Below are 11,092 nucleotides of genomic sequence, written 5' to 3' on the forward strand. Positions count from 1 at the left end.
TCACACTAAGATATTGATTTAAAAGGAAATGATTGACAAAAAAATTCAATTTGAACTAAAAGCCCCCAAACCTATTTTTCCCAAAAAATTGGCTTTATGCAAGCGGGACAATTTCTATTTTATTTACTTGGCAAAAATAAGGCGTTAAAATTGGTAAGAATTTTTACGCTTGAATGGACAAGCATCAGCTATATTGTGATACGGATAATTTTGTACAAGTAAATTGCTATCTTTTCTTTCTTTTTGCCTCCATGGCATCCCACCATTCAGGCTTGATGGCCTTAAACCCGTTGAATTGCCCTGCTCCTTGAAGCCATTCACCACCATCAATGGTTATTATTTCCCCATTGATATAAGCTGAAAACGGCGACACAAGGTAAGCTGCAAGGTTGGCCAACTCTTGGTGTTCTCCCACCCTACCGAGAGGATTTTTCAACGCAGGATCAAACTTTTTTGCCAATTCACCGGGAAGCAATCGCTCCCAAGCACCTGAGGTGGGAAATGGCCCCGGAGCAATGGCATTTGAACGGATATTGTGTGACGCCCACTCCACCGCTAAAGAACGCGTCATGGCCAGGACTCCGGCTTTGGCTGAAGCACTAGGCACCACATAAGCAGATCCTGTAAAAGCATAAGTAGTAACAATATTTAAAAAGGTACCTGCAGTCTTATCCTTTATCCAATTTTTCCCCGCAATTAGAGTTAAGTTCGCAGTTCCTTTCAACACTATATCCACTATGGTATGGAAAGCATTGGGTGACAACCTGTCCGTTGGGCTGATAAAATTTGCGGCTGCATTATTGACTACGGCATCCACTTTGCCATAATGAGCCAAAGCTTTTGCATACATTTTAGCAACTTGGTCATAATCTCTAAGGTCACATGCTAGTGGTAAAACCTCCCCTCCACTTTCCTTTTCTAATTCCATGGCAGCTTGTTTCAACAGCTCAATGTTTCTACTACAAATCACCAATTTAGCGCCAAGAGATAAAAAATAACGTCCCATTGCAGCCCCTAAACCTGTACCGCCTCCGGAAATCATTATTACTTGATCTTTTAAAGCATTTTGAACGAGCATACCTTCCTGATATTTCATAATTTCGATTTCTGGTTACCTAAATATAACTTAAAGTACATAATTTAAAAAGGAATGAAATGTTTGGATGAAAGTTTATCGAACTTTGATTAATTTAACGGGACAATGAAAATAGCCCACGAAATGAAGCGATGTAGCCCACTGTTTTTTTTAATTTTTCTTCTCTCCTGCAACCTTGATACCAATAAGGATTTACAAATTGACCAATCTTTTGAAGGTGAAGAAGCCTATTGGGTTTCAAAAATATTAGATGAGCATATTTACTTACCTTTTTATGATATCTCAGTTTTCTCCAATACTGAATTTAAGGATAGTTTACCTGGCTGCCCCACAATTAGTATTGACAATGAACAGTATTCTGTAACCATTGATTACGACAATCCCAGCTGTGAAGACGGGGCTACAGACAGACAGGGGAAACTGCAACTCGAATATAGCTCGGTCAACAACCATATCAATGCTAACATAAAAATCACTTATAATAAGTACCAAACGAACAGCAACTCCATAGAAGGCTACCGATTGTTTCAAGTGACAAAAAAGTCAACTTCCGAGTTGGTACTCCAAGAATCTTCTGACAGCCTACTCTTAAAAGATGAAAATGAATCCAGCACAAGGTTAGCCATAGACTTAGAGCACAAAGGAAAAATCCGGAACCATTTACTTACGGAGATAGAAACCAGCGGAACCTTGAAAGGTAGAAATTGGGGAGGTAACCAAATAGAAGTCGTCATATTGGAACCCAAGGTTATTAGTCAATCCTGCCTCTCTCAAATGAATTTTTATACGGTATCAGGTGAAGAAAACTGGACCATTCAAAGGAGTGAAAATTCACAAGTCACTCATCAATTGACATATTCCAACGCTGAAGGCTGTGAAACAACCACCACAATTAAACTGGATGAAGGTGTGACTATGGTCAAGCAACCCTAGCTTTTGCAGCTTTATTGGTTTAATTCTCCATAGGTTATTGAACTAAATATTAGAGCATTCTGAAAGCTTCAGCTTTTCAATTATACCTTCTTACACTTTAACTTGAGATTTGCCTATATGTACAAGGGCATCTCCGGCATTTACTACCGGCAGGTTGTTGATTCCTATAACAAAACCTGAAGCAGAAGCTTTAATAGGCACTTTTACCTGCCCATAAGGATCTGATATTTTGGCTAGCATCTGACCTTTTCTCACCTCATCACCTAAGGATACAGAGGCATTAAAGATGCCTGAAACCTTTGCACGAACCCAACGACTCTCTTCAATTTTATGGGTTTTATTCAATGGATAATCACCATTAATCATTTCAAGATATTTTAACAACCTACCTGTTCCCGCAATCCCTTCCTGAATAACCTGATCATCTAACCTCATCGATTCTCCTCCTTCAAATACCAGTAAATGCTTGTTGTTTTTAAAGGCTTCCTTTCGAAAAGACTTATCTATATGCATAGAATTAACTGTGAAATTGGCACCAAAAGCTTCAGCAAGTTCCAATCCTTTTTGATCCCTAAAATCCACTCTGATTTGAGGGTAATTGGATAACATTCTCCCTCCGGTATGAAAATCTATTCCATAATCTATTTGGGGAATTATTTCTTTGGTGAGAATTTGGGCGATTTGGGAAGCCAAAGAACCTTTATTGTTTCCGGGAAAACTTCTATTCAAATCTCTCCCATCAGGGAAAGTTCGAGAATTACTTAAAAAACCATAGACATTGACCAAAGGGATAAATATTAAAGTTCCTTTTGTAGGCTGAAAAATATTTTCCTCCAACATTCTTTTTACGGTGACAATCCCATTGATTTCATCTCCATGCACTCCTCCACATATAAGTACAGTTGGACCCGGTGTGCTTGAACTTCTTATAAATACCGGTAAATCAATCAGGGTATGGGTAGGTAATCTTGCAATTGCAATTTCAATATTTAAAGATTGACCGGGCCTAACCCTGATGCCGTTGATAACCATTTCTTTCATAATAAAAATTTATTTCACTCAATAGCTGATTCCCAATAAATAATCACCTAAAAATCTTCCTCAACCTTTAGCTTAGCATTAAATTATATAGTGCATATTCCTTATAATTTTTCCAATTTGAGCAAATTATCTTTTAATTCGTGATTTAATTAGGACAATGAAGATACAGGAAAATATTTCATTAAAGGCTTTTAATACGTTTGGAATAGATGTTAAGGCTAAATTCTTTGCTGAGGTGGAAAGCAAAAATGACATTATTGAAGCCTTGACCTTTGCCAAAACCGCCAAAAAACCCATACTTATTTTGGGAGGAGGTAGCAATGTACTGTTTACCTCTGATTTGGATGCCTTGGTATTGAAGGTTAATATTAGAGGGATAGAGCCAATTAGCCAAGACAAAGATAAGGTCATATTGGCAGCAGGAGCTGGTGAAATGTGGCATGATTTTGTTCTATATAGTATTGAGAATAATTTATCGGGCATAGAGAACCTGTCTTTAATCCCTGGCACTGTAGGCGCAGCTCCTATGCAAAATATTGGTGCCTATGGCGTGGAGATTAAAGCTGTATTCCATAGTTTAGAGGCCATAAAAATTTGCTCCGGACGTACTCAAATATTTTTACCGGCAGATGTCAATTTCGGGTACAGGGAAAGTGTTTTTAAAAAAAGCCTTAAGGGAAAATATATTATTTATAAAGTTAATTTTAACCTTTCTACCTCACATGTTCCCAATATAAGTTATGGGGATATTCAAAAGGTTTTGAAAGAAATGAACCAAGCCAAACCTACAGCAAAAAACATTAGTGATGCAGTAATCAATATTCGTCAATCCAAACTTCCGGATCCAAAAACAGTAGGAAATGCTGGAAGCTTTTTTAAGAATCCAGTGGTGCCGGTCGAAGTATATAAAAAATTAAAACAAGCATACCCAACTTTACCCGGTTACCCCAGTGACGCTTCTCAAATAAAAATTCCCGCTGCATACCTGATCGAAAATGTAGGATGGAAAGGGAAAAAGCTAGGAAAGGTGGGTGTTCACGACAAACAACCATTGGTTTTGGTGAATTATGGAGGGGGTAAGGGAAATGATATTCTTGAATTAAGTAGGAAAATCCAGTTGGATGTTCAAACCAAATTTGACATTTCCTTAGAAAGGGAAGTTAACCTGATCAACGACAAAAGCTTGATCTATCCCTAAATCAATATATCTTGATTTTTGATCACTTTACCATATTTAGATACAGTAACTCCAAATTTTTTCAAAAACTCAAGCCCTTCATCTACCCCAATCCCTTTATACTCTGCATAGGAATTTAAAAAAATAACTTTGGAAATACCCATGGAATAAATAATCCTTGCACAAGGCAGACAGGGAGCTAAAGTTACAAATAATGTAGAACCTTCTACCGAGGCTTTGTTTTTTACTGCATACAGTATAGCGTTTTGCTCAGCATGTAATGCCAAAGAACAGCTACCTTTGCTATCTCTCCTGCATCCTTCCACCGGAAATTCTTCATCACAATTGTGTGTACCGGGAGGGGGGCCATTATAACCAATGGAGATAATCCTAGTATCCTTTGTTAAAACAGCACCTACATGTTTTTTAATACAATGGGACCGTTGCGCCAAACTTACCGCTAATTCCATAAAAATATCATCAAAATCAGGTTTGTTTATTTCTTTCATCAATAAATGCATTTACCAAAATTGCTCCTATAGCCTTCACAAGGCCTTCGTACGCCAAATATACGTGAAATTCAATCTTATCCAGTCTAAAATTAAAACATCAACTTTATTACATCCTTTAAAAATAGAAATAAATGAACCCAAAAACTCTCTAGAAAACCCGGGTTTAAAGGGATTAGTTAACCCTAAAAGATTAATAATTCAACCTATAAAGCTGTTTATTTGACTTTTATAATTTTTTTTCATAACCTCCTATTTTAGAGGAACCTCGAAATCACAACTAACCCAAAATCTCAAATAATACCCTTTCATAATTAGAAAAAACCACTCATCATCAAATTAATTATTATAAAAAAACCATCCTTAAAAGCCATAAATGGACATATTTCAATTTTTTAAAAAAAAATTACTAATTGTTAGGTAAATAAATGACGGAAATATTTAATAATGAGATTATTTTCACTATTTTTATAATACTTTAAATGCTTTTTAAAACATGTTTTTTGTAAGTAAATGATCAAAATAGTATTAATAGATGATGATCCTATTAGCATTTTCGTCACTGAGAAGCTGATTTCAAGAAATGTCTTTGAGCCTTTCAAAGTATTTTCTTTTAGTAGTGCCGCTGCTGCACTAAAGGATATTTATGCGATACGACCTGATTACTTATTCCTTGACAGAAACATGCCTGAAATGAATGGGTGGGATTTTTTAGAAAAATTTCAGCCAACAAAAAAAAATCCTGAAATATACATTCTAAGTAGCTCGATTGACGAAACCGACATCACTAGAGCCGGAAAATATGAGAAAGTAAACAACTACCTAACTAAACCCTTAATCAAACAATATATCAAGTTGATTTTTAGCCGAAAAGGCAATAATTAAAGCCGTTAAACATCTTCCAATCTTTATAAACACATTTTAAGTTTTCGCATAATTTTTTTTGACCTTGCCATAGAAAATATGAAAATAATCATTTGATAACGTTAAGTTTATCTCCAAAGACAGTATTGATTCCTATTTATTGCTAACTAGCAAAAGTTTACAGGAAAAAACTTAATAGATAGCAGATGATTGAGCATTTTGAAGATTCCCTAGATGAGTTCGAGCAAGGATACCAGGATTTTGAAGATAACCCGTTTCTAGATGATGATGAAGAGGATTTTGAAATTAATCTATATGATGTTGACCTTGATGATGTATTCGATGAGGATGATGATTTTGAATAAATAAAACCAATGTTTTCCTTATTTATTTAAATTCGTTCAATACGAGTAATTTTAAATGGTTTGAAGGAAATCAATAATTTGCTCATTAAACTTACAATTAGGGAGGATTATGCCTAACTAAGAAAAAATGGCCAATCCTTTATTAGGCCTTTTGATAAAACACCTTGACACAGGGTCTATTGGTGACTTAACTGATGCTTTTTAATAATATGCTTTGTTATCCTCTTTTAGAGTGCTAAATTGCAGGCAAATTTGACATTTAAAACCACATTATCATGTTATTAGATATATTTAGCGCCCCTATAGCATTAGGAGCACAGACTTTCTGGTTAATTGTTTCCATTTTAGTTGGTTTAGGAGCAGGGATTTCTGCCGTTGACTTTAGAAGCACGGTGTTTAAAAAAGAGAACAAAGAAGACTAAAAAAAAAGCCGGTTAGCACTAACCGGCTTTTTTTTACTATCAGGACAAATTCATCTTGATATTTTTTTTCTTTTTCAAAAAGTGCTCAATGCACATTTCCCATTAATTTTCGGATAGGCTTAGCAATAAGCATTAGTACCAATCCAGCCCCCACAACAGTATAGACTATTAAGAGGTATTGGTCAGGCATTCTGGATAAAGCTTCAGCCGTACCTCCACTTGCTCCACCGGCAATTCTTCCAGCAATCAAGCTACCCATGGCAATGGATAAAAACCACATTCCCATCATTTGCCCAACAAACTTCTTGGGGGCTAATTTAGTCGTCAAACTTAACCCCACAGGACTAAGACTCAATTCACCGAAAGTATGGAATAGATAGGTTACCACCAACCAAGTCGGTGCTGCTAAATCACCTGATGCAGCAATTTTTGCCGCGAAATACATTACCAAGAAACCTATCCCTAATAATACTAGGCCAAAGGCAAACTTAAGAGGAGAGCTGGGCTCTAAGTTCTTTTTGGCCAGCATTACCCACATGGCACCAAAGAAAGGTGCAAACAAGATAATAAAGATACTATTGATGGATTGAAAATATCCGGCAGGAATTTCCCATCCAAGTACCACCCTATCGGTAAACCTTTCAGCAAACAAATTCAAAGAAGAGCCTGCCTGCTCGAAACCCGACCAAAAGATGGCTGAGAAAACAAATAATATCATCACCACGCCTACTTTCTTCTTTTCATCACTATTTAAACCACCCAAAAACAGCACGTATAAAAAGAAAAGCAAGGCAACAATGGCAATGACTGTATTGGAAATGGCAGCTATCGCGGTTGGATCAATAACAATTATTTCCAGAAAGAAACAAGAAATAATAATCGCAAGTACCAATAAGGAAAGCCATACGATGCTTGTTAATTTTCTTCTTTTCCGGCTTTCATTTTCATTTTCAGGAAGAACAAAATCCCCAACACCCTTGAGGTGCTTACTGGTCAATTTATACTGAATCAAGCCCATTAGCATCCCGAAACCAGCCAAGCCAAAGCCCAAATGCCAATCGTATATGGCCAAGGTACTACAGGCAATTGGTGCCAAAAATGCCCCCAAGTTAATCCCCATATAAAAAATGGAAAAACCGGCATCTCTCTTGGAGCTATTTTCCGGGTATAGTTGTCCCACTATGGAGCTAATATTGGGCTTAAGTAAGCCTGTACCTAAAACTATCAGAATTAAGCCCAGGAAAAAAGAATACACATCTAAACCTGTCAATTGGTCTTTAGGCAGATCTGGAGCACTTGAGAGAACTGCAAATAAGCCCGGTAATGCCATAGTGAAGTGTCCTATTGTAATGATTATCCCCCCATACCATACTGATTTTTTAAGCCCTACAAGCCGATCTGCAACCCAACCACCAGGAAGTGCCAAGAGGTATACAAACATGGAATAAAGGCCATAAATTGCTCCGGATGTTTGGTCATCAAAACCCAGACCACCGGTGGCAATTGGGGCCGTCATAAATAATATAAGTAAAGCCCGCATACCGTAGTAGCTGAACCTCTCCCACATTTCAGTAAAGAAAAGGGTCATCAACCCTTTAGGGTGTCCAAACAGCTTTGCTCCTTCAATTTCTAAATTTTCGTTTGGGGCATTGTGTTTGCCTAAAAACTGATCTTCTTTTTTCAAAAGCGAATGATTTAAAACTTATTAAAATTTAATTCCTTAATGCCTAAAGGGGCAAAATATTGCATGATACTACCATAAATTCTGTATTATTGCAAAAAAACAAACGATAGCTTCATGACAACAGGAGAAATTCATACCGACAAAGGGATAATGAAAGTTGAGTTTTACGATCAAGACGCCCCTAAAGCAGTTGCGAATTTTATTGATTTAGCCAACAAAGGGTTTTATGATGGCCTTAACTTTCACCGAGTAATTCCAAATTTTATGATCCAAGGTGGTTGCCCAAAAGGTAACGGTACGGGAGGCCCGGGTTACACCATTGATTGTGAGCTAGACGGTGAATTACAGTATCATGACAAAGGTGTTCTTTCAATGGCTCATGCAGGAAGAAACACCGGAGGATCCCAGTTTTTCATTTGTCACAACAGGGAAAACACCCAGCATCTCGATAGAAACCACACTTGTTTCGGGAAGGTTGTGGAAGGCCTGGACATTGTGGACCAGATCAAGCAAGGGGACAAAATTGTTAAAGTTGTAATCAACGATTAATTCAATTACTCCTTAAAATTTAAAAGAGTGCCCCGGCAATAGTGGCTGTCATCAGACAGGCAATGGTAGCAGCCAGTAGTGCATGCATGCCTAACTTTGACAGGTTCCCCTGTTGCTCGGGCGCTATACTTCCTATTCCTCCAACTTGAATAGCAATGGAGCTAAAGTTAGAAAAGCCACAAAGGGCATAGGTTGCAATAACAATTGATTTTGGTGAAAGACTTCCTGCTTCTTTCATTTCTGCCAAGCCCAGGTAAGCTACAAATTCATTGATTACCGTCTTTTGTCCCAATAGTGAACCAACCTCAAGGGTATCCTTCCATTCCACCCCTATTACCCAAGCAAAAACCCGAAACACTTGTCCCAATAAATATTCCAGTGAAAAACCGGAGAATGTCCCATTGGTGGAACTTATCACAAAGTTGTTTAGTCCTAATAACTCTCCAATAATTCCGGATAATAAATAATTTAACGCTGCAATAACAGCAATAAAAGCCAATAGCATGGCGCCTACATTAAGTGCTAATCGCAATCCTTCGGAAGCTCCACGAGACATGGCATCAATAAGGTTGACATCAGGTACCTGCCCACTGATATCCAAATGCTCATCCAATTTTCTTTCTTTTTCTTCGGGTATAATGATTTTAGAGATAACAATTGCCGCAGGCGCATTCATAATGCTGGCCCCCAAAAGATAGGTGGCAAAGCGTGTTTTCTCTACCGGGTCATCCCCACCCAAAAAGGCCACATATCCTGCCAACACTCCTCCAGCAATGGTAGCCATACCTCCTGTCATCAAGCACATAAGTTCTGATCTTGACATCATAGGTATAAAAGGCTTTACAAGCAATGGTGCCTCTGTTTGTCCCAGAAATATATTCCCTGCAGCCGAAAGGCTTTCCGGACCAGAAAGCCGCATGGTTCGGGCCATTACCCATGCGATAACAAAAACAACTTTTTGCAAAACGCCCAAATAATACAATCCCGCTGATACCGTAGAAAAAAAGATAATGGTAGGCAAAACCTGAAAAGCAAAAATAAATCCAAAAGAACTTGTAGCCAGGTCACCAAATATAAATTGGGCACCTTGTTCCGAAAAACTAAGAAACTTAACAAATCCGGCACTTACTTTTGTGAAGATTGCTGCCACAAAGGCAACTTTGGTAATAAGAACACCAAAAATAGCCTGTAATAAAATCCCTATCCCTACCAATCGCCAATCGATATTTTTCCTGTTTGTTGAAAAAATACTAGCGAATATAACCAGAACCAAGATCCCTAAAACCCCTCTTATATAGTCCATTAAAACATATTTTTATTAAATATTAGGTTTTCCGGAACGCCTCAACAGAATCTTCCCATAGAAGCGCAATGGTTTTCTGGTTTATCGTTTATTATTCATTTTCATCCTTTTAGCCAAGGCTTTTATAGAAAAAAGCTACCATAAGGCAGCCGATTGTCAGCATTTAGCTTATTAATTTCTTCGATTGATCTCATCCCTTAACCGTGCAGCTTTTTCATAATCTTCATTACCTATGGCTTTTTCAAGCAACTGATTGAGTTTATCCAAACTAAAGTCCTTAAGCGACGCTTCCTGAGATTTTCCTTTTCCTGAAGATTTACCCTTTCTTGTTTTAGTAATTCCGGAAGCTTCTTGCTCACGTTTTTCATCTTCCTCGGTAAACTCAATGGCGGCTTCAGACATTACAGCATTTGTACAATAAATTGGAGCATCAAACCTGACAGCAATGGCAATTGCATCGGAAGGTCTGGCATCAATTTCTACTTTTTTATAGGAGCTTTGACACATAATTTTGGCGTAAAAGACTCCTTCCCGCATATCTGATATCAAGATATGATCAATTGTAAACTGAAAATTGGAGGAGAAAGCCTTGAACAAATCATGGGTCATGGGCCTGTTAGGAATGATCTTCTCTATTTCGATAGCAATGGCTTGGGCTTCAAACATACCTATCACAATGGGTAACTTTCGTTTCCCTTCAGATTCTCCCAATACTAAAGTAAAGGAACCTGATTGTGTGCTATTGGAGGATAACCCCAAAATTTCTAACTCAACTGTATTGTCCACGTTTAATTATTTTAATGCTTTAATTGCTTGTGTCAATTTAGGGACCACATCAAAAGCATCTCCTACGATCCCGTAATCTGCGGCCTTAAAGAAAGGAGCATCCGGGTCATTGTTAATGACTACAATATACTTCGAAGCATTTACTCCTGCAAGATGTTGGATGGCTCCCGATATAGCAACGGCAACATATAAGGTTGGGGCAACCTTTACTCCAGTTTGGCCCACGTGTTCATGATGCGGACGCCATCCTAAATCGGAAACCGGCTTTGAACATCCCTTTGCTGCATTCAAGCTATCGGCTAGTTCTTCAATCATATTCCAGTTTTCAGGCCCCTTCAGTCCTCTTCCTCCGGAAACGACCAC

13 protein-coding genes are annotated in these 11,092 nt (G+C 37.9%); 6 read left to right on the forward strand and 7 right to left on the reverse strand.

Going from position 1 to position 11,092, the window contains the following annotated elements; genetic code table 11:
- Positions 1-226: 226 nt before the first annotated feature.
- On the reverse strand, positions 227-1,096 hold the full coding sequence (locus AAC037_RS09765) for an SDR family oxidoreductase (protein ID WP_339902817.1): 870 nt from the start codon (positions 1,094-1,096) through the stop codon (positions 227-229).
- 105 nt (positions 1,097-1,201) lie between these two features.
- On the opposite strand from AAC037_RS09765, the gene AAC037_RS09770 reads away from it, so the two are divergent.
- A complete protein-coding gene (locus AAC037_RS09770) occupies positions 1,202-2,029 on the forward strand; it encodes a hypothetical protein (RefSeq protein ID WP_339902818.1) in 828 nt (275 codons plus the stop codon).
- Between the two features lie 90 nt (positions 2,030-2,119).
- Here the strand turns inward: AAC037_RS09770 and AAC037_RS09775 are convergent, their stop codons facing one another.
- A complete protein-coding gene (locus AAC037_RS09775; RefSeq protein ID WP_339902819.1) occupies positions 2,120-3,070 on the reverse strand; it encodes a succinylglutamate desuccinylase/aspartoacylase family protein in 951 nt (316 codons plus the stop codon).
- 157 nt (positions 3,071-3,227) lie between these two features.
- Here AAC037_RS09775 and murB point away from each other — a divergent pair, with 157 nt between their 5' ends.
- Positions 3,228-4,268 carry a UDP-N-acetylmuramate dehydrogenase gene (gene murB / locus AAC037_RS09780; RefSeq protein WP_339902820.1) on the forward strand — a complete coding sequence of 347 codons (1,041 nt, stop codon included), beginning with the start codon at positions 3,228-3,230 and terminating at the stop codon, positions 4,266-4,268.
- Here murB and AAC037_RS09785 read toward each other — a convergent pair.
- Positions 4,265-4,747, reverse strand: coding sequence for a dCMP deaminase family protein (locus AAC037_RS09785; protein ID WP_339902829.1), 483 nt, complete (start codon positions 4,745-4,747; stop codon positions 4,265-4,267). The two genes, murB and AAC037_RS09785, sit on opposite strands and share 4 nt — an antisense overlap.
- Positions 4,748-5,269: 522 nt before the next feature.
- Between AAC037_RS09785 and AAC037_RS09790 the strand changes: the two genes are divergently transcribed.
- The 3 genes from AAC037_RS09790 to AAC037_RS09800 all read left to right on the forward strand — a co-directional run bounded on the left by AAC037_RS09790 (position 5,270) and on the right by AAC037_RS09800 (position 6,407).
- On the forward strand, positions 5,270-5,641 hold the full coding sequence (locus tag AAC037_RS09790) for a response regulator (protein WP_339902821.1): 372 nt from the start codon (positions 5,270-5,272) through the stop codon (positions 5,639-5,641).
- 185 nt (positions 5,642-5,826) lie between these two features.
- The gene (locus tag AAC037_RS09795) at positions 5,827-5,985 is read left to right on the forward strand and encodes a hypothetical protein (RefSeq protein WP_339902822.1); all 159 of its coding nucleotides are present in this window, start codon (positions 5,827-5,829) and stop codon (positions 5,983-5,985) included.
- Positions 5,986-6,260: 275 nt separating this feature from the next.
- Positions 6,261-6,407, forward strand: coding sequence for a hypothetical protein (locus AAC037_RS09800; protein WP_339902823.1), 147 nt, complete (start codon positions 6,261-6,263; stop codon positions 6,405-6,407).
- An 85-nt stretch (positions 6,408-6,492) separates the two neighbouring features.
- Here AAC037_RS09800 and AAC037_RS09805 read toward each other — a convergent pair whose 3' ends face one another.
- The gene (locus AAC037_RS09805; protein WP_339902824.1) at positions 6,493-8,091 is read right to left on the reverse strand and encodes a peptide MFS transporter; all 1,599 of its coding nucleotides are present in this window, start codon (positions 8,089-8,091) and stop codon (positions 6,493-6,495) included.
- Positions 8,092-8,205: 114 nt separating this feature from the next.
- Here AAC037_RS09805 and AAC037_RS09810 point away from each other — a divergent pair, with 114 nt between their 5' ends.
- Complete coding sequence (locus AAC037_RS09810) at positions 8,206-8,640, forward strand: peptidylprolyl isomerase (RefSeq protein WP_339902825.1); 435 nt, start codon at positions 8,206-8,208, stop codon at positions 8,638-8,640.
- Positions 8,641-8,659: 19 nt separating this feature from the next.
- On the opposite strand, the gene AAC037_RS09815 is transcribed toward AAC037_RS09810, so the two are convergent.
- The 3 genes from AAC037_RS09815 to AAC037_RS09825 form a co-directional block, all read right to left on the reverse strand.
- Positions 8,660-9,943: a nucleoside transporter C-terminal domain-containing protein gene (locus tag AAC037_RS09815; RefSeq protein WP_339902826.1), complete on the reverse strand. Its 1,284-nt coding sequence runs from the start codon at positions 9,941-9,943 to the stop codon at positions 8,660-8,662.
- A 171-nt stretch (positions 9,944-10,114) separates the two neighbouring features.
- Entirely contained in the window at positions 10,115-10,729 is a 615-nt protein-coding gene (locus AAC037_RS09820) for a bifunctional nuclease family protein (protein ID WP_339902827.1), read from the reverse strand.
- A 6-nt stretch (positions 10,730-10,735) separates the two neighbouring features.
- On the reverse strand, positions 10,736-11,092 hold a 357-nt coding region (locus tag AAC037_RS09825), incomplete at its 5' end, for an electron transfer flavoprotein subunit alpha/FixB family protein (protein WP_339902828.1).

This window comes from uncultured Cyclobacterium sp. (genome assembly GCF_963976465.1).
Classification (GTDB): domain Bacteria; phylum Bacteroidota; class Bacteroidia; order Cytophagales; family Cyclobacteriaceae; genus Cyclobacterium.

Excerpts from the sequence above, each read along its gene's own strand:
- AAC037_RS09765 (WP_339902817.1), bottom strand. The coding sequence starts at position 1,096 with ATGAAATATCAGGAAGGTATGCTCGTTCAAAATGCTTTAAAAGATCAA.
- AAC037_RS09770 (WP_339902818.1), top strand. The coding sequence starts at position 1,202 with ATGAAAATAGCCCACGAAATGAAGCGATGTAGCCCACTGTTTTTTTTA.
- AAC037_RS09775 (WP_339902819.1), bottom strand. The coding sequence starts at position 3,070 with ATGAAAGAAATGGTTATCAACGGCATCAGGGTTAGGCCCGGTCAATCT.
- murB (WP_339902820.1), top strand. The coding sequence starts at position 3,228 with ATGAAGATACAGGAAAATATTTCATTAAAGGCTTTTAATACGTTTGGA.
- AAC037_RS09790 (WP_339902821.1), top strand. The coding sequence starts at position 5,270 with ATGATCAAAATAGTATTAATAGATGATGATCCTATTAGCATTTTCGTC.
- AAC037_RS09795 (WP_339902822.1), top strand. The coding sequence starts at position 5,827 with ATGATTGAGCATTTTGAAGATTCCCTAGATGAGTTCGAGCAAGGATAC.
- AAC037_RS09800 (WP_339902823.1), top strand. The coding sequence starts at position 6,261 with ATGTTATTAGATATATTTAGCGCCCCTATAGCATTAGGAGCACAGACT.
- AAC037_RS09810 (WP_339902825.1), top strand. The coding sequence starts at position 8,206 with ATGACAACAGGAGAAATTCATACCGACAAAGGGATAATGAAAGTTGAG.
- AAC037_RS09815 (WP_339902826.1), bottom strand. The coding sequence starts at position 9,943 with ATGGACTATATAAGAGGGGTTTTAGGGATCTTGGTTCTGGTTATATTC.